The sequence below is a fragment of the Bacillus sp. AR4-2 genome (assembly GCF_008274865.1).
In the GTDB taxonomy this organism is placed as follows: Bacteria; Bacillota; Bacilli; order Bacillales; family Bacillaceae_G; genus Bacillus_A; species Bacillus_A cereus.
Genome location: NZ_CP031062.1, coordinates 3,122,682 through 3,141,077 on the forward strand (window position 1 = coordinate 3,122,682; position 18,396 = coordinate 3,141,077).

Genomic DNA, 18,396 nt, shown 5'->3' on the forward strand with positions numbered 1-18,396 from the left:
TTGAGTTCGAACTCAAAAATTTAAAAAGGTGGGAAAATTAGTGAATATGAAAAAATCTTTATCGGTGACAACTTTAGGGTTAGCGGTTTTAGGTTTTGGTTTTACTAATAACGCAAGTGCTTCAGAGGTCGATACTGTAGACAAGCAGCCCGTTTTAGTTGACTTTGATACAATTCAATCAACAAAAACATCTAGTGTTCCTAGTTTGACTATTGCAGCTGCACCTAAGAATGACTCTAACATTAGCGTATATACTCCCTTTTTTGGTAACCCCTATGCAGTTGCTAAATCGAAATCAACTACGACCGAAGACTATGTTTATGCAAAAGCAAGAACTTTCAATGGCGATGGCTCATTAGTGAATACGAAAAGTAATAGTGCAAAAAAATCATCCTTTGTAAGTGCTACAGCGACCAACACAAGCATTTATTATGGAGATGATTACGCTATCGGTAATCATACCTATAAATTAAGCGGTTATAATGATGTGAATCACGAAACAAAAGCTTTCTGGTAAGAAAGAGAAAAAAGATATGCATCTTGCATATCTTTTTTCTCTAATATTTTACATATATTGAGGTGCTATTTATGAAACAAATATATATTATTAGCGGTGTTTTACTTATTTCATTACTTACAATTTATATTTTGTTCAATACTTCATTCATACAACCTCATCCACCTTCCATAGAAAATAAACGAGAGCAACAAACCAATACTATTTCTTACGGATTGAAGGATAATCAAGGCCAACATATTAACAATGGTAGTACAATTACTAGTGAGGATAATAAAATTAATGTAACATTATCATTCGTACATACTATTAATGAAAACCGAAAATATGGATTAATTGTTCTAGAAGATTACGAACAAAAACCTTTTAAAATAGAAGATACTACTAATGAAATATCACACTATTTTTTTGATATGAAACCAAACAGTTCAATTACTACGAAAATCTCTTTACGCACTTCTCCTAATGCAAGTGAATTAACCTTTTTAATAATTAAAAAACCTGAATACAAATTAAAAGATAATAACTTAAATAAAGCAGCTATTTTAGAAGATATTCTAAGTATGCGATATTCAATGCATCCTCTTCAGAAAGAAAACGAAAAAATAAAACTCTCCCTTATAAATCCAGATGCTATTTTAAAAGATGGTCTTTACGAACCAGTATTTGTTACGAACCGTGAAGAGAACTTACAAACTGTCTTCTTTGAAAAGGAAGGCAAGCAATTAATTTTATCAAACGGTAATGAAACAAATGATGAAATGACTTACGCAATCGTGGCTTTTAAAGATTGGAAACAAGTTGAAATATTTAACAATAGAAAAGTCGTTTATACTAAGGTTGCACCTGAAACAAGACAAATCTTTAATTTCACATTGCCTTCAGTGGATCAGGAAAGTAATTTGCAACTCGTCGCTTTTCCATTTCCTTATAAAGTTAGCGAAGAAGATTATATCAGTCAACAAGCATTCAGTTCCTTTCGCATCGTAATTGAAAATGAAAATAAATAAGTTATACTGTGCACATTACAACAAACTAAAAAAGGCCTACTCACACGAGTAGGCTTTTGAAACTATGAAAGTTTCGTCAATAACTGATTTAAATCTTTTTTCGTTTTCGTCGTTAATGATTTCATTTTATTAATATCGATTTTTTCTTTCTCCGCTCCTACAATTAACGGATACATACTTTGACCGATTGTTTTAGAATCCGTCGGATGTGATGCTTCTAGCTCTTTTTCAATCACATCCCACTTTTCATTAATTTGTTTGCCAAGCTTATTCACTGTTTCCAATTTTGGATTAGCAGCTAACTGCTTGTCCAAGCTATCAATTAATGCTACAACTTCTTTAACATTCGTTTTCACAGCAACACTTTTCTTCGGATCTTTCGTTGTCTTTCCATTATTGTTTGTGCTTGTACTTGTGCTTTGATCTGTTGTTTTCCCGCTAGTCGTTTGATCATTCGTTTTTCCTGTCGTCTCTTTTTCTTTTGTTTTTACATTTTCGTTTTGAGTTGACGTTTTGCCGTTACTTTCTGTCCCTGATGATTCTTTCGTATTTTTTGCATCCTTATCTGTTTTTTCATTTGAAGAAGTATTTGTTTCTTTTTCAGTATCTTTCGTTGTTTTTGACGCTTCATCTGCACTTGTCGTTTTTGCTTCTCCATCATTTTGCGCAGTTACTTGCTCTTTCTTTTCCGTTTCTTTATCTGCTGAAGGACTACAAGCTGCCATAGTAAGCATTGTACCAATTGTTATCGATGCGATAGCGACCTTTTTCATTTTCATATAAATCCCCCTATGTTTTACATAATTTATCCTCCCCTTTACGATTCGATTCCCCCTTAAAAAATCCCTTTTCATACGAATTATCATCTTTCCGACAGTAGTCTTCATAATAATACGTACAAAAACTGATAAACTCATTTTAATATTCGAGTTTCTTCTACTTCATTTTTCTACTCGCAAGTAAAAGAAAAAGAGTATATTGTCACATTAAGAATTACTATCTTCATATGACGATATACTCTTCTATCAAATTTTTATCTTTCTTGACATTTTATTTATACAAAAAAAATAAAATTTTCTTTCGTTTTTTGTTTCTCAACATTTGTTAACATAATATTTTTATGAATAACCACCATTCGAGTGAATGACTTGCCCAGTAACCCATTTCGCTTCTTCACTTACTAAAAAAGAAATTAAGCGCGCAGCATCCACCGGTTCTCCTACTTTACCTTGCGGGAACTTCCATACTAAATGATGCTTCAGCTCCTCTGTAATCCATCCTGTATTCGTCGGTCCTGGATCTACAGCATTCACTGTAATCCCCTTCTCCATCGCAACTGGTGCTACTGACTTTGTAAATGCTTCAATTGCCCCTTTCGTTGCTGCATATGCTAGTTCATCTGGCATTGGACCTACTGACTGTCCTGAAGTAAGATTAATAATACTCCCGCCCGTTTTAAGTGAATAATGTTTTATAAACAATGAACTTAATAGCATAGTAGCCCGAACATTAACTGTATAATGTTTATCCAACTGCTCTACATCTAATTCCTCAATCCTCGTATGAGTAGAATATACTGCATTATTAACTAGAATAGATGGATCACCTAACCGTTCTGATACCATATAAAACAAACGATTTGGCGAATAAGACTGCGATAAATTGATTTCTGCCATTTCACATCGAACATCGTAACTTTCAATTTCCTTTTTCAGCAAAAAGGGTTCTTGATCACTCATTCCCCATGGCATCGCTTTATCATACTTTGGCCAGTACGTGAAAAAAATGTCTATCCCTTTTTGAGCAAGCACCTTGCATACAGCTGCACCAATTCCATTCAGACGAGTTGCCCCTGTTACAATTGCTATTTTCTTCACCTTTTTCTCCTCCATCTATACACAGATCCCCTGCATGAATACAGAGGATCTATCTTCTTATTGAATATTTGACAGTATACGTTCAGCACCTAATTTTAACATTTTAATAAAGATATAATTTACAATCGTAAACATTACAAATAAAACGATAAACATAACCCACAGTCCGACATGAAGGAAGAAGTATAATACACTTACTCCCCCCACAATAATTAAAGCTATTAAAATATTAGCTAAAAAATTCCACAAAGTTGTATATCGACTTTTAAATAATTTCTGCTCTGTATCCCAATGAATATCTGCAGTTTGCGCGTCCCAGCGTGTTCCGATTAAATTAATTAATAACAACCCGTTCGCACTTAGTAAAAACCACAGTATCATAAAGACTGGAGAAATCCCAGCTACAACTGCCATCGTAATACCGAATACTGCTAAAATGATCACATTAATTAACCAAGCAGTGATTGCTTTCGCAAAAAAGATATCCGAAGCCTTTACTGGTAAATAACGATTCACAAACCAAGAGCTTCCATCTCGCGAAAATGACGTTGTTGCAATGACGTTACTACCCATTAAAAATAACGATGCACAAAGGCCAACACCAATTGCAAATCCCGTTGTCTCTGGATTGTTAATATACTCTGTAATAAACTTTAAATTTCCATCTTGCACAAATAAAATAAAGAACAACATAATTGGCATAACGAAAGTTTGTACAATGCAATTTAAGAAAAATTGTGGTGTACGGAATAACGTTTTAAATTCTTTTTTCACATACGCTTTTAAATGCGAACTTTGTACTGTTGATTTCTGTAAACCTTCCGCCGAAATAACTTGTTTCTTTGCTGTACTCGTTGAAAGTCCAATAACCCCTTTTAAATATGTACGCTCTGCTATGTAATAAAACAACACAAAGAAGACAAATGAAATAACTGCAAAGATTATTACATATAAAGGTCCCTTCCAATTTGCATTTTCTACTAATGCTACTGCTCCAAAATATGTAGTTGGAAAATAGTTTGTCATTTGTACTAAAAGAGAAGACTGGTTGTTTGCAAGGTAATCCGCAATTGCATCTTCAGAAAACGAACTTTTATTTTTCCACTGCAAAAATACGTTAATTCCTACAATAAATAGTATACTTACGATTCCAATAAATATATTTCCTCGGTCTTTATTTTTCGCTATATTTGTATACCTCATAATAACTGTCATCAGTAACGAAGCTAGTACTAACGGCACAATTGGGAAGAGTAAGTAAATGAAAATCATATATATGTAATATGTAATAAATGCGCCACTTTTTAAACCGTACGTAATAAAGATCGGTAATAAAATAAATGAACTCATTACGTATTGTGTAATTAATACTGTTAAAAATTTGGCTGAAATAATTTGCGCTGGTTTTAATGGTAATGGTAATAACATTTCAATGTCATTGCTGTAGTAAAATACAGTTAAAATGTTCGTAATACTCATTAAAAATACCCATATACTCGCAATCGCAAGTCCCATTGCGATAATCATTCCTGGATCTTGCCCTAAATGTATCATTCCCTCATACATTGCATGCGTGATAGAACCAAACAGTAAAAAGCCGACAAATAAAATAGCTGCAAATGAAAATACATACGCCCATCGCTTCTTCTTATCTGTTATAAAATCTGCATAATTTAATTTCAATAATACTTTCGTTAACGTCCAAATTTTACTCATTGCCCGTCATCTCCAAGAACATTTTTTCAAGTGATTCATTGGATTTAAAATGATCTCTCATTTCATCTAAATTCCCTTTAAACTGAAGGTTTCCCTTATTAATAATCGCGACGCGGTCACATAATTTTTCTGCCACTTCTAATACGTGTGTAGAGAAGAATACAATCTTTCCTTTATCCGCATGTTCTCTCATCATTTCTTTTAAAATATATGCAGATTTCGGATCAAGCCCAGTTAATGGTTCATCTAAAATCCATACATCTGGCTCATGTACGAGCACACCAATAATAACGATTTTTTGTCTCATACCGTGCGAATAACTTTGAATTTGATCAGATAAAGCATTATAAAGATCAAACTTCTTCGCTAAAGACTCTATTCGTTCTTGTCGTACTTCTTTCGGCACTTCATACATATCGGCCATAAAGTTTAAATATTCAATTCCTTTTAATCGTAAAAACATATCTGGACTATCTGGTACATAACCAAACGTCTTCTTCGCTTCCATCGGCTCTTCCATAATATTTTTTCCGTTAATCGTAATAGTCCCTTTGTCCACCCCGTGAATACCAGTAATCATCTTAATTGTCGTTGATTTACCCGCACCATTCGGTCCTAAAAATCCAAAGATTTCGCCGCTAGGTACAGATAAACTTAAGTCTTTTACTGCATAGGTAGACCCATTATAACTTTTTGACACATTCGTAATTTCAATCATTCCATCCAATCCTTTCCTTAATTACCAAATAACTATATTGATATTATAGCATAGTTCTATTTTAAGATTTTTACATTTTTCAGTATATTTAACCTTTAAAATAAATATACACCCCTAATCCAACAACTAAAACGACAGCTAGTATAATATAAATCATTGTTAAGCGTTTAATATTCCCTTTTGTCGCTTTGCTATAATTTGCATCACCATTCCGCCCAATTAAAACCGTCGCAATGACAGTAATCACTACAAGTAATACAACGATCATGATCCAAGTTAGCATTTCTTCCTCCCCCTCCTTACAACCATTTTACAATATTATCCTCTTTATTTCGCAGCATATTTCCTCTTTTTACTATTATTATGAAGCAAACTGGAAAACTATTATTACCATTCCTATCCATATGTGATATATTTATAACATAACGTGATTTATTTCTAACACTATAAGGAGGAACTATCATGAAAACAACTTGGATAAAATATTTAGGATTTCTCGGTTTCTTCGGTTTCCTCGGATTTTTTTATGAAAAAGGATTGTTTACTATGTTCTGTTTCTTCTCCTTTTTCACATCGTATAGAACAGTTCAACACGATGAACTGTTTGAACAAATTGTCAATAAATCGTGTCGCAATGCATTTATCGTTACGTTACTAACTACCACAATCATTATGTTTATTGAAATGTTATTTCCAAACCCTACGCTACAAGAGATTGATATCGCTCTTATTTTCGGCACACTCATTCTTACATTCGGCTTTTCTATGTTCTTTTTCGATAAACCAATTGATGAAATGGAAGATGCACCATGGCGTTCGTAACGAGAATAAAAGAATACCGTGCCAAATTGAACATGACACAAGAAGATTTAGCGAAGAGCGTTGGTGTGCGACGTGAAACAATTAGTCATCTCGAAAAAGGTAAATACAATCCTTCCTTACAACTTGCTCACGATATAGCGAAGGCATTACATAGTACGATTGATGAGATTTTTATTTTTGAGGATTGATTAAAGACGTCCAGTCACAAGAATCACATAAAAAAATACCGTCATTCTCTCCAAGAAGAATGACGGTATTTCTCATTGATTATCCATATAAAACCGCATGAAATACGCCTAATAGCAAGTATTGATCCTGCATGTAATCTTCATCATATACATTCATCTCAATGTAATACATATCTTCCTCAAGACGAATATTCCAATCTGCAATTACATAGCCTTTTCGTAATAATTTTCCCATTCCAAATGAAGTTTTATGAACAACATATTCTTCTGCCTTATATGTAAAGGTAAATAAGAAATTTGCATCCAATAACTTTCCGTCACATACAAGTATTTCATGCTCTGCATCATGATTATCTTTGTACATTACTAAAATCCTTCTTTGGCGCTGCCTACTTACATCCTTTGCAATGACGCGAATATTGTCCTTACTATCCTTTATTTCATAAATAATATTACTACCAATTTTCGGAATAAAATCCAGCACTCTCATCAGCGTATTTTTATAATAGCCCCTTACTACACCTACTTGCTCACTTCCATTATAAACCTCTATCGGTGTCGTATCTGCTTTGCTATCACACTGTCGTTTGTAAGAGAGCTGCATCATTCGCTCTCCTCTTAAGTACTGATCAAACGTCACAGGATATTCTATCATGCGCAGTTCTTTATTTAACTCATACAAATAGCGTTGAACACTCTCTATTAATGTTGTAGTAGCTATACGCTCTTGAAGTTCAAATTCTTGCCAGCTGGAAAAAACATTCCATTGATTATGATCCTCTTCATAGAAGAAACCAAGAATTACCTCTTCACGGTCAGCCGTTTCATACTTCATAGGCACGTTCTGCCCATGTTGCACTTGTTCCATCCACTGTCCTAAATAAATGCCCAGCTCTGCAACCTTCATACATGATTTTTGAAAAAATACGCTGTCACTCGCGCAAATCGTTACATCTCCTTCGATAAAGCCCTTTGAATAAGCATCATACCGTGGCTCATCCTTCTGCGGGAGATTCTTGTCTAACTCAAATAAAAACTTTAACATTCTTTATTCACCTCTAGTTGTTACACTAATCATACATGACATCGCATCACGCTAGGAAACTATTTATATACGCATATTTAATTCACGCATTATAACACGTGAATGACCTTGTATAGTAGCTCTATGTTTTTGTTCTATATCTTAGTATATGAATTTATATGAGCGATTTTTCAAATATATCTATCGCAACTTACAATATATCAACGATTTTTTCAATATATCTATCGCAACTTACAATATATCAACGATTTTTCAAATATATCTATCACAACTTACAATATATCAACGATTTTTTCAATATATCGATTTTTCGACAAATATCAGCACGATTAAAATGAAGCTACCTTTTCTTCCGCCACTTCTACAATTTCTAAAATTTGTAGAAGACTCTCCACTTCATAAGTCGGATTAACACTCGTCTTATTCTCTTTCAAACTCGGATTATACCAACACGTATCAATGCCGAAGTCTTCTCCGCCTTTCATATCAGAAGTTAGCGAATCTCCGACCATTAGTACACTTAATTTATCCGTAATCCCAAACTTCTCAAACGCATAATCAAAAATCTCACGTGCTGGTTTTTGATGACCAACTTCTTCAGAAATAATAATATGATCAAAAAAATTACATAAAGGTGAATTTCCGATTCTTGATTGTTGCACCATCGTATATCCATTCGTAATAATACCTAACTTGCAATCTTGTAGATTTTCACATAATTGTACTGCGCCTTCTATAAGATGTACTTCTTTCCCTAAGTTTTCAAGATATACATCACTAAATTGCTGTGCATCTACGTCTATATTATGAAGTGCAAATAATTGTCTAAATCGATTTACTGCTAATTCACTTAGCGTAATCATTTTATTTTCTAAATCTCTCCATAATCCATTACTAATCTCTTTATAGCTTGCAAGATAATCATTATACCCTGTAGGCATATCAAACTGTACAAACGCATTATGTAATGCGTGTCTTTCCGTTTCAGGGAAATCTAATAATGTATCGTCTACGTCGAATAATATAAATTTGTATTTCATGATGTTCTCCTCAATTCCTATTTTAAAAGCTTCGTTCTCATTGCTTATAAGTTTTTATATATGTCGTGATGAAGCGCTTTAACCCGCTCTTTATAGAATACACCTTTATCTTTTATTTTCAAATGTGCTATAAATAAATTTGCTAGCATGACTGCTGTATCTAGTCTATAAAATAAACTAACAATATGAGGAGTAACATTAAAGATACTATCATTCTTATATCCATCTTTAAATTCATCCCAACTAACCTCATTTGTTTCAGCTATTCTCATAAGCTCCAGCAATGGATGACCAATTAAAGCATTATCCCAATCAACTATTGCTTTAACTTCTCCATTATACCCGATTAAATTGGCTGGTCGAATGTCCATATGTAATAAACATTTTACATGATCTGCTGTACTAAGAATATATTCAATTGTTTTTGTATCCGGAAGATTAATTTTGCAGTTCGTGATTGTATTAAACCCTTCTATCCGTTTCACAATTCGTTCTGCTATATACTTACTAATGGGCTCTCTAATATTTTGTTTGTAATACAAACCATCAATTGGCATACTATGAAGATTGCTCACTAACTCCCCTATTTTGCATGCGGAAATTGGCATATGATCAGCATACACACAATCCGAAATTAAAAAATCAAGTTCGGTTGAAAGATGCAATCCGTGTATCCTTGGTACTGGAATACCTTTTGAATGACAATACTTAGACAGCTCCGCTTCCTTTTGCAACGAAATCCGACTGTTAAATAAGTCTTCATTTATATTTTCCACTTCTCTTTCCCACGGTACTCGAAATGCCAAAGACCCCTTTTCTGAATCTCCTTGAAAAACAATATTTTGCACTCCCGTTCCAATCACCTTTAAATCTTGAATAGCTAGTTCCTTATACTCTTGACTTAGTATTGTTGCCAGCTTTTCTCTTAACCCCTCTGCTTTTACACGTGTATGAATCATTTTATCCCCCGCTTTTCATCCATTTTCTCCTCGGTGCACAACATCCTCATTAACAAAATTATAGCAACAATAGTAAAAGGAGGCTAATCCGCTCAGCCTCCTTTTACTTATTAATCTTCTAGTAATAACTCTTGCATTTCCTCTAACGACTCTTTCGTAAAGCCAAGAGCCCTTTCAGCGTATGCTTCAACTGATCCGTATTGCTTTTGAATTTCACCAATCGCAGCTTGCAAGTATTCAGCACGTGCTTCAAACATTGCACCTAATATCGCTCTGCTCTCATCGTTTTGTAATTTCGCACCTAAAAAGGCCATCATTTTTTCATTTAGCTTTTCACGGAATCCGTTACTTAGTAAGTAGTCTTCCATTACTGTTTTTTCTGGTACACCCAGTAAAAGTAGTAATAATGCTGAACCAAATCCAGTACGATCTTTTCCAGCTGTACAGTGGTTTACTAACGGTAAGTTTTCCGGGTTTTGCGCTAAGTTTAAGAAGCTCACGAATGCCTCGTTGCCACTTACGAAATCTTGATTCATTTTCACAAGATACTCACCTGGTTTTCCTAACATAGAAAGGTCACCAACTTGGAAAAACTCATTTATATTTAAGTCTTTCGCTAAGTCTTGCATAACTGGTAAGCACACTTGACGAGCACCTGTAATCTCAGGATTTGGCTTATGCTTTACCTCAAAGTCTGTACGATAGTCACAAATTAACTTTAAACCAGACTTTTGTAAATAGTCGATATCCCACTCTGTTAGTCCTGCTAATTCTTCAGAACGGTATAATTTGCCCCATTTCACTTTACGTCCATCTGTCGTTTCATATCCACCCATATCACGGAAGTTAAACGCACCTTGTAATGGCAATCTACGCTCAGCTACTGTCACTGCTTGTCCATTACTTCCTACTAGTCTAAAATATGGACGTTCATTTTCACTCGGGTTTTCAATTGTATATGATAATTCTCCATTTACAGTTGCAAGTAGTTCTCCATTTTCTTCAATATGATCTGGTGAAGTACTCCAATAAATACGAACTTCTTCTATATTATTTTCCCACTTTATTTGTAACGTATTATCTTCAATTCTTTCTACAGTTGCTTGTAGCCAATTTCTTTGCTGCTCCATTCTTTCACCAACGCTTTCTCTTATAATCAAATCTTACTCTATTGTATTATAGTAATAACCACTTTGTCGTTCTCATTTTTCTTTTTATCTTACAAACAGGCAAAAAGTTCTTTTACTTGTTCAAAATTTGTACATAGATTCCCTCGAAATACGTATGCGATTTGTTCATTACCTAAATCTTCGTATACAACTGTTCCGCGATTAGGGTGCGAATAAAACTCTAACCCGTTTATAATTTGTTTTGGGCCATAGTTCATTGTCCATGAAGAAATAGGATAATACGCTTTGTTTTTATGTCTACAAATCCAAAGTGCATATAGTTTATTAACTTCGTCCCAGTATACATACTGCGTTTCGTCATTTCCGAAACCGACCGATTCAAGTTTCCAATTTAGTTTTTCATGAATTAACAAATTTACATAGGATACGTCATCTGGAGCATTCCACTCTCCACATCTTCCTATCTCACCCATTTCACTTCTCTTCGCTTGAAAGCTTAATAAGTGAAATGATGTATGTAATATCGTTTTCCCAAGCTCCATATTTACTGGTTGTAATTCAAATAGAAATCGTTCCATTTCGTCTTGGTTTACATATCCATGATCAACAGAAATTTCAACTTGTGTTTTCCATATAGATGTAACGTAACTTTCTTTTCCTTTATAATTTATACCTTTCCAATACACAAGCCCTTTATATTGAAAACAATCTCCTTTTGCTTGAGAAATACAGCTATCCGGAAATACTGGTTCCATTATATCGAGAAAAAATTCCTTTACTCGAAACATCCCAGTTGGAGTAACAACCTGAAACCAAAAAGTTCCCCACTTTTCACCTTCATAACGTTCTGAAACTTTTTCAACATTCCAGCCTTCTAACAATACATTTGAATACAGTAACACGAATGAATGCATGGATTGATTTAACATATATAGTCCCCTCCCGCTATACGAGTTCGAGAGTATACATCATTCATCCTCCTAAAACTTTCTCACATATCTCTCAGTTGAACTAAGCAGCTGACATCCGTTCTTTTCAAAAACATCCTTCATCCACTCATTTTGTACATTTGTCTCACCAATATAATAAGATGCACCTATTTCCTTTAAGACAAACATCGCACCTGCAAATAACGCAGCTTCATATCCCTTATTACGCATATTTGGAGTAACTGCGAAGTACATAAGTTTCCCTTCTTCTAACGTACCTCTTTCAATATGCGGGATTACAATTCCTATCGGCTCTTCATCGGCACTCGCTGTTAAGCAATGTTCTTTCCATTGCTCACCAATTTCTTGTAGCATCATATGCACAAATTGATCATGAGCGACTGGTTCTCCCGTTGCTTCATTCCACAGTGAATAAAAAGCCTCTTCTCCAACTTCTTCAATAAGCTTAAAATCAATTTCACTTTCTACATCTTCTACTTCGTATATATCTTTAAATACAATCATGTTTTCCGTAACATATTCAAATAAATACGTTTCAAAACATCTTTTATACACATCATAATTTGGACTTTTTGAAGAGATTTCAAAATGTAGTTTTTCTAATCCATCTTTTTTAGCTTCAGCAACGCAATATTGCATCATTTCCTCTAATTGCTCTTCTGTAAAAATCTCTGCATTATTTTCTTTTATCATAATAGAAGAAGCATTTCTTCTTATTTTAAAATGTTTTTCTAACTGTTCTATCGTCGTCATATTCTTCCCTCATCTATATCATACTCGAATTTCTAATCGTTCTCCTTGCATGAGCAGGATTGTCCTTGAATATATAGAATACTAGAAAAGATCGCATCTTTAAAGTGCGGAGGAGGTTCTCCAGTGGATATTACAGCATTGCAACAACAGTTAGAGCTTATACAACAAAATGACTATACGCAACTGCAACATATAGACGTAAATGAGTTAACTTTGAACATGCTTCAGTATATCGGAACGACTGATAGCTACGTTCGTTACCAACTTATATATAAATGTTTTGCGCATTTCATTCATCATGAATTCCTTATGGACGATCAGCTGAAATTACTTCTGCAAACTTGTTTAAGTGATGAGTATTTATATTGTGACATTTACTCCCCACATACAGATGGGGTTTTCACACGTTCTTACACTGTTTCGTTAATTGCGTTAATACTCCAATTCGCTAATTCGCACTACTTTTGTACAGAGGAGGATATCGAAGAAATAAAAAATAAACTCATTACATACACAAACTTAGAAACAGATTTTCGGGGCTATATCGAAAATAAAGGATGGGCTCATTGTCTTGCTCACGTATCTGATGCTTTTACTGAAATTGTTCATAATACGTATACCACTTTTGAATGGTACGAAGAATTAATTCATTGTTTATTAAATAAAATCTTTATTCCATCTGACCTTTTTCATAATAACGAAGATGAACGCATTGTTACTCCATTACTAGCAATGCTGTATCATGATTTTCCTCAGAACGATTTAATTTCTATTATTCAAAAAAAAATAAAAAGGCTTCCTCAAATTAGAAAACGCCTTTCGCTTAATGAGTATTGTATTTTATGTGCCAATATTAAAACCTTTTTACGCACATTATTTTTCAGAACGAAAGATGACCATAACTTAGCCTTTACAGCACGTAAAACAGAAAGAATGTTAAAAGAACTTCCTAACTATTATTAAATACAAGGAGCAATGACATGGGTTATATTGAAGACATGAGAAATCTAGTAGGAATTCATCCACTTATTTTAATAGGATCACACGCCATTATATTAAATAAAAAAGATGAAGTATTGCTGCAGCTCCGTACAGATTTTAACCGCTGGGGCATTATTGGCGGTGCCTTAGAATATAATGAAACATTAGAAGATGCTTTAAAACGAGAAGTATTTGAAGAAACTGGACTTATTATTAAAAATCCAGAACTATTCCGTACATACTCTGGACCAGATTACTTTCAAATCTATCCAAACGGCGATCAAGTACACGGTGTACTCGTTGTTTATATTTGCCGAGAATTTCATGGTGAACTTGTATGCGATCAAAGTGAATCAAAAGAACTACGCTTCTTTTCACTTGATGAATTACCTAATAATCTTCCCCCTGTTATTGAGAGGATTATTACAGATTATCAAAAAAAATAAGGGGACGCTTAACGTTCCCTCTTAAATCCAATCCGTTTTTTAATTTCCGCTAAATTTACCTTTGCAATAGCGCGTGCCTTCTCAGCACCGTTTTCTAATGCTTCATATAATAAATCCGGCTCATTCATATACATTGCGTACTTTTCACGAGGTCCAGCTAACTCTCGATCTACTACGCGAAACAACTCTTTTTTCACATCGCCCCATCCGATTCCAGTCTCATATTTTTCACGTAATGACTGTATTTCGTCTTCTGTCGCAAATTCTTTATAAATTGTAAATAAGGTTTCTAGTTCTTTCGGTTCATTTGGAAGTGAAGAATCTGTTTTGATTTTAAATATTAACTTTCGTAGTTTTTCTTGCTCTGCAAATAATGGGATCACATTTCCGTAACTTTTACTCATCTTCCTTCCGTCAAGACCAGGTAAAATAGCTCCTTCTTCTTGTATGACATACTCTGGAAGTGTAAATGTCGTGCCAAATGTATGATTAAAATACGTCGCAATATCACGCGCGATTTCAATATGTTGAATTTGGTCTTTTCCGACAGGTACATGTGTAGCTTGAAATAATAATATGTCAGCTGCCATTAAGATCGGGTACGTATATAACCCCATGTTCACTCCCGCATCGACCTCTAACCCTGCTTCTTTATTTTGCTCCACCTTCGCTTTATACGCATGAGCACGGTTCATAAGACCTTTCGGAGTGAGGCAAGCTAAAATCCAAGCTAATTCTAGAATTTCCGGTACTTCTGTTTGCCGATAAAAAATAACATCTTCTCCAAGTCCAAGTGATAACCAAGTAGCTGCTACCTCTTTCGTATAACTGCTGAACTTTTCTGAATCATGCACAGCATTTAATGCATGATAATCAGCTATAAAGTACAATGCTTTTCCTTCATTATTCTTTGACATTTGTAATGCAGGTTTAATCGCACCAATATAATTTCCTAAATGTGGATAACCTGTCGGCTTAATTCCTGTTAACATTATTTTTTCACTCACACTAACTCCTCCTTTCTCAAAATAAAAAGAGCCTCTCATCCTTAAAAAAGGACGAGAGACTCCCGCGGTACCACCTTAATTAGCTATCATTAGCTCACTTCATACTTCAATAACGTGAAGTAACCGTCTTTACCTACTCATTTCAGTTAGAAGCTCCAGAGTCCATTCCATATTCATCCCTTACTGATTCTCACCACATATCAGCTCTCTGAAAAGTTTCGAATATGTACTCTTCTCTTTCATTGCTTTTTCGTTATTTTTTACAGTTTATCACATTTCACTTCCAAACAAACCAAAATTTTCTATTTTATATAGAAGGAATTTCCACTTCAATTGTCTAATATTATATAGGTTTGCAGAAATATTCGAAACAACTTTGGAGGTTTTTTCATGGTAAAATATATATCCATTTTAGGTTCCACAGGATCCATCGGCACATCTGCATTAGATGTCGTTTCAGCTCATCCTGAACATTTTAAAATCGTCGGTTTAACCGCAAATTATAATATCGATCTTCTTGAGCAACAAATCAAAACGTTTCAACCTCGTATTGTAAACGGATCAATGGGCGCGCCAATATGCAAATGAATTGTTAATAAAAAAGCGCTAAAACAGTTCCCACTGTTTTAGCGCTTTTTTTCACGTATTCAACTTAACAAATCTATAACCGTGTGTAACTAACACTTTTAATATCGCATATCCTGGAATGGCTAAAATAATGCCCATAATCCCGAATAAGTTTCCGGCAGTTAAAATGATAAAAATGATAGTAATCGGGTGAATATCTAACTTTTTACCCATGACTTGCGGAGAAATAAATTTACCTTCTGCTAATTGTACAACCATCATAACAATAATTACTTTTAACACCATTGCTGGCGAGTCGATAAATGCGATAATTAACGCTGGTGTAATCGCGATAATTGGTCCTACGTACGGAACGATATTTACAATCATCGCTAAAATCGCAAGTAATACCGCATATTTAATACCAATAATAAGATAACCAATTAATAGCATAATACCGATAAATAAGCTGACGATAATTTGACCTCTAATATACGAGCTAATCGCATAATGCATATCATCTAGTATTCTCATTGCTGCTGGTTGTCTTTGCTCTGAAATAAACTTTAAAAAGTGATTCGGCAATTGCTCACCATCTTTTAAAAGATAGAACAATATAAATGGAACCATTACAAATGTCAAAACAACCTCTGTAACAGTACTCAAAAATCCAGTTACATTCCCAGTTACTGATGATAATGACTTTGTAAAATCAACTGTGTATTCTTTTACCATATTCGCAACATTAATATTTAAATTCTCCTGAATTTTACCGAGTAAATTACTTTCCCCGAATCTACGTGCTGCTTGTTCAATCTCATGGCCAAAATACGGTAAGTTATCAATTAATGCATCAATTTGATCTTTAATAATAGGGATAACCGTTACAACTAAAAACACAAATAATCCTAGTACGATTAAATATATGGAAGCTATCGATACGATTCTTGAAACACCTTTCTTTTCTAAAAGCGAAACGAATGGATGTAAAATATAAAATAGCACGCCTGCTAATAGTACTGGGAAGAAAATTGTTTTTAAAAATACGATAAACGGTGTAAAAACAAATGATATTTTTGTTAGCAATAAAATATTAATGAACAATAACGCAAATCCAAGTAATACCGCCAAATAATTTTGTTCTCTAAAAAACTTTCTTAACTTATCTCTTTTTCTTATATTTATTTTCTCCAACGAAACCACCTCTTCGAATGATGAAAAGCCCTTATTCAGGGCTCTTCATCATAATCTATATATCTATTTCTTTGCAGCTTTCACTACAAATGATACAATAAAAATTAACACGATTGCACCTAATAATGCTGGCACGACATGAATCCCACCAAAAGACGGCCCAAAAGTTCCAAATAATTTACCACCTAATGAAGCACCTAATAAACCTGCGATAATATTTCCGAACATACCACCTGGGAAATTTTTACCCGTTATAGAACTAGCAATTGCACCTATAATAGCACCAACTATTAATGTGATAATCCATCCCATTTTTAGTCCTCCATTTCTATTATAGTTTGTATGATTTAATACAAACATATGTATTTATCATTGCTAATCATATTTCACTATAGAAATATATTTACTACTATTTTACATATGGAGATACATATATTATATGCAAAAAAGAAAAATATTGTCAAACTCACCCATAAAGCAATTATATTCATATACCATATTTAAAGGAGGCTTCATTATCTATGATTCTTAAGTTAAATTCCACTTCTTTTGAAGTAGCAACATCCATTTTACAGGTTCAAATTCCAGCTTATAAAGTTGAAGCAGACTACTTAAATAGTACTGCCATACCTCGTTTATATGATACTGTAAACGATATTCAAAATTGCGTTGAAACATTCTATGGATATTTTTCTGAAAATAAACTTGTCGGTTTTATTTCTTTTGTACAAGAAGAAAAACTAATCGATATCCATAGGCTAGTTGTATCGCCCGATTTTTTTCAAAAAGGAATCGCAACGAAACTCCTAATTTATATATTTAACATGTTTCCCTCTCCAATGACATATATTGTACAAACAGGTAAAGCGAATACCCCTGCTATTACTTTATATAAAAAACACGGATTCATTACAGTATCAGATACAATACTTCCTGACGGTATGATTCTTACGCAATTAAAAAAGACAGAATACACAAAATAATTTGACTTGTTCGCTCCTTTATGTTATTTTTTACTTTATAAAACCTTTTGCTGAGTCCAAATTTTGGAGCGGGGGAACCATTTTTGTAGCTATGCTACTTGGGGCGAATCTTTTTTAAGTAGGGAAACTCTCACTTCCCGAGTCCGACAGCTAACCTCGTAAGCGTAATGGGAGAGGAAGGTGCTTTTTGCCTATGTTACACATTTTGCCTCCTTAATTATAAATATGGGATCGATATCAAATAGTCACCTATATTTATAGAAAAGGAGAATGTATTATGTTACGTTTATCTGATCACGCAATTAAAATGATGGAGCAAAGACTTCGAATTGAAAAACAACGCACATATCAAGCAAATAAGGTTGTAGATAACTTACATCACAAATACTTCTTTCAGCATATTTTTCAACCGAAAAGATAAAGAAAATGTTTATTTAATATTAAAAAACACAAGGTGTGTCTTACAAAGACATTCCTTGTGTTTTTTATATTC

General features: G+C 33.9%; 22 protein-coding genes, 1 pseudogene, 1 riboswitch and 1 other annotated feature. Of the genes and pseudogenes, 9 read left to right on the top strand and 14 right to left on the bottom strand.

Going from position 1 to position 18,396, the window contains the following annotated elements; all coding sequences use genetic code 11:
- Positions 1–40: 40 nt before the first annotated feature.
- Together DN399_RS16105 and DN399_RS16110 are read left to right on the top strand one after the other, a co-directional pair.
- Positions 41–517, top strand: coding sequence for a hypothetical protein (locus DN399_RS16105; protein ID WP_001056353.1), 477 nt, complete (start codon positions 41–43; stop codon positions 515–517).
- Between the two features lie 71 nt (positions 518–588).
- A complete protein-coding gene (locus tag DN399_RS16110; protein WP_000810153.1) occupies positions 589–1,527 on the top strand; it encodes a hypothetical protein in 939 nt (312 codons plus the stop codon).
- A 62-nt stretch (positions 1,528–1,589) separates the two neighbouring features.
- Here the strand turns inward: DN399_RS16110 and DN399_RS16115 are convergent, their stop codons facing one another.
- The 5 genes from DN399_RS16115 to DN399_RS16135 form a co-directional block, all read right to left on the bottom strand.
- On the bottom strand, positions 1,590–2,306 hold the full coding sequence (locus DN399_RS16115) for a hypothetical protein (RefSeq protein WP_000782545.1): 717 nt from the start codon (positions 2,304–2,306) through the stop codon (positions 1,590–1,592).
- Positions 2,307–2,645: 339 nt separating this feature from the next.
- A complete protein-coding gene (locus DN399_RS16120) occupies positions 2,646–3,404 on the bottom strand; it encodes an SDR family oxidoreductase (RefSeq protein ID WP_000716965.1) in 759 nt (252 codons plus the stop codon).
- Between the two features lie 57 nt (positions 3,405–3,461).
- Positions 3,462–5,120, bottom strand: a complete 1,659-nt coding sequence (locus DN399_RS16125; protein ID WP_000036884.1) for a putative ABC transporter permease subunit — start codon at positions 5,118–5,120, stop codon at positions 3,462–3,464.
- Complete coding sequence (locus DN399_RS16130) at positions 5,113–5,838, bottom strand: ABC transporter ATP-binding protein (RefSeq protein ID WP_000570206.1); 726 nt, start codon at positions 5,836–5,838, stop codon at positions 5,113–5,115. Before DN399_RS16130 ends, DN399_RS16125 begins: the two co-directional genes overlap by 8 nt.
- An 88-nt stretch (positions 5,839–5,926) precedes the next feature.
- Positions 5,927–6,121 (bottom strand): hypothetical protein, encoded by a 195-nt coding sequence (locus tag DN399_RS16135; RefSeq protein WP_000958863.1) that lies wholly within the window; start codon positions 6,119–6,121, stop codon positions 5,927–5,929.
- 179 nt (positions 6,122–6,300) lie between these two features.
- Between DN399_RS16135 and DN399_RS16140 the strand changes: the two genes are divergently transcribed.
- Together DN399_RS16140 and DN399_RS16145 are read left to right on the top strand one after the other, a co-directional pair.
- A complete protein-coding gene (locus tag DN399_RS16140) occupies positions 6,301–6,660 on the top strand; it encodes a DUF3796 domain-containing protein (protein ID WP_000859225.1) in 360 nt (119 codons plus the stop codon).
- Entirely contained in the window at positions 6,648–6,848 is a 201-nt protein-coding gene (locus DN399_RS16145) for a helix-turn-helix transcriptional regulator (protein WP_000896323.1), read from the top strand. The genes DN399_RS16140 and DN399_RS16145 overlap by 13 nt, the downstream gene beginning before the upstream one ends.
- A 79-nt stretch (positions 6,849–6,927) precedes the next feature.
- On the opposite strand, the gene DN399_RS16150 is transcribed toward DN399_RS16145, so the two are convergent.
- The 6 genes from DN399_RS16150 to DN399_RS16180 all read right to left on the bottom strand — a co-directional run bounded on the left by DN399_RS16150 (position 6,928) and on the right by DN399_RS16180 (position 12,725).
- Complete coding sequence (locus tag DN399_RS16150) at positions 6,928–7,893, bottom strand: tubby C-terminal domain-like protein (protein WP_049108490.1); 966 nt, start codon at positions 7,891–7,893, stop codon at positions 6,928–6,930.
- Between the two features lie 329 nt (positions 7,894–8,222).
- Positions 8,223–8,933: a YjjG family noncanonical pyrimidine nucleotidase gene (locus DN399_RS16160; protein WP_149149813.1), complete on the bottom strand. Its 711-nt coding sequence runs from the start codon at positions 8,931–8,933 to the stop codon at positions 8,223–8,225.
- Between the two features lie 44 nt (positions 8,934–8,977).
- A complete protein-coding gene (locus DN399_RS16165) occupies positions 8,978–9,892 on the bottom strand; it encodes a phosphotransferase family protein (protein WP_000582026.1) in 915 nt (304 codons plus the stop codon).
- Between the two features lie 110 nt (positions 9,893–10,002).
- Entirely contained in the window at positions 10,003–11,022 is a 1,020-nt protein-coding gene (locus tag DN399_RS16170) for a tyrosine-protein phosphatase (RefSeq protein ID WP_149149814.1), read from the bottom strand.
- An 89-nt stretch (positions 11,023–11,111) separates the two neighbouring features.
- Complete coding sequence (locus tag DN399_RS16175) at positions 11,112–11,951, bottom strand: hypothetical protein (protein WP_149149815.1); 840 nt, start codon at positions 11,949–11,951, stop codon at positions 11,112–11,114.
- A 51-nt stretch (positions 11,952–12,002) separates the two neighbouring features.
- Positions 12,003–12,725, bottom strand: a complete 723-nt coding sequence (locus tag DN399_RS16180; RefSeq protein WP_149149816.1) for a GNAT family N-acetyltransferase — start codon at positions 12,723–12,725, stop codon at positions 12,003–12,005.
- A gap of 123 nt (positions 12,726–12,848) precedes the next feature.
- Here DN399_RS16180 and DN399_RS16185 point away from each other — a divergent pair, with 123 nt between their 5' ends.
- Positions 12,849–13,688: a DUF2785 domain-containing protein gene (locus tag DN399_RS16185; protein ID WP_006922537.1), complete on the top strand. Its 840-nt coding sequence runs from the start codon at positions 12,849–12,851 to the stop codon at positions 13,686–13,688.
- Positions 13,689–13,705: 17 nt separating this feature from the next.
- A complete protein-coding gene (locus DN399_RS16190) occupies positions 13,706–14,152 on the top strand; it encodes an NUDIX hydrolase (RefSeq protein ID WP_006922536.1) in 447 nt (148 codons plus the stop codon).
- An 8-nt stretch (positions 14,153–14,160) separates the two neighbouring features.
- Here the strand turns inward: DN399_RS16190 and DN399_RS16195 are convergent, their stop codons facing one another.
- Positions 14,161–15,159, bottom strand: coding sequence for a tryptophan--tRNA ligase (locus tag DN399_RS16195; RefSeq protein WP_016122880.1), 999 nt, complete (start codon positions 15,157–15,159; stop codon positions 14,161–14,163).
- A 44-nt stretch (positions 15,160–15,203) separates the two neighbouring features.
- Positions 15,204–15,411 (bottom strand) — a binding site (T-box leader).
- Positions 15,412–15,549: 138 nt separating this feature from the next.
- Between DN399_RS16195 and DN399_RS16200 the strand changes: the two are divergent.
- Positions 15,550–15,717, top strand: a pseudogene (locus DN399_RS16200) (1-deoxy-D-xylulose-5-phosphate reductoisomerase); the annotation flags it as partial.
- An 81-nt stretch (positions 15,718–15,798) separates the two neighbouring features.
- On the opposite strand, the gene DN399_RS16205 reads toward DN399_RS16200, so the two are convergent.
- Complete coding sequence (locus DN399_RS16205; RefSeq protein ID WP_000411484.1) at positions 15,799–16,920, bottom strand: AI-2E family transporter; 1,122 nt, start codon at positions 16,918–16,920, stop codon at positions 15,799–15,801.
- 63 nt (positions 16,921–16,983) lie between these two features.
- A complete protein-coding gene (locus DN399_RS16210) occupies positions 16,984–17,232 on the bottom strand; it encodes a GlsB/YeaQ/YmgE family stress response membrane protein (protein WP_000539727.1) in 249 nt (82 codons plus the stop codon).
- A 209-nt stretch (positions 17,233–17,441) separates the two neighbouring features.
- Between DN399_RS16210 and DN399_RS16215 the strand changes: the two genes are divergently transcribed.
- Together DN399_RS16215 and DN399_RS28130 are read left to right on the top strand one after the other, a co-directional pair.
- A complete protein-coding gene (locus tag DN399_RS16215; RefSeq protein WP_000601226.1) occupies positions 17,442–17,903 on the top strand; it encodes a GNAT family N-acetyltransferase in 462 nt (153 codons plus the stop codon).
- A gap of 38 nt (positions 17,904–17,941) precedes the next feature.
- Positions 17,942–18,084, top strand: a riboswitch (cyclic di-AMP (ydaO/yuaA leader).
- Positions 18,085–18,180: 96 nt separating this feature from the next.
- Positions 18,181–18,324 (top strand): hypothetical protein, encoded by a 144-nt coding sequence (locus DN399_RS28130; RefSeq protein WP_000945243.1) that lies wholly within the window; start codon positions 18,181–18,183, stop codon positions 18,322–18,324.
- Positions 18,325–18,396 lie beyond the last annotated feature (72 nt).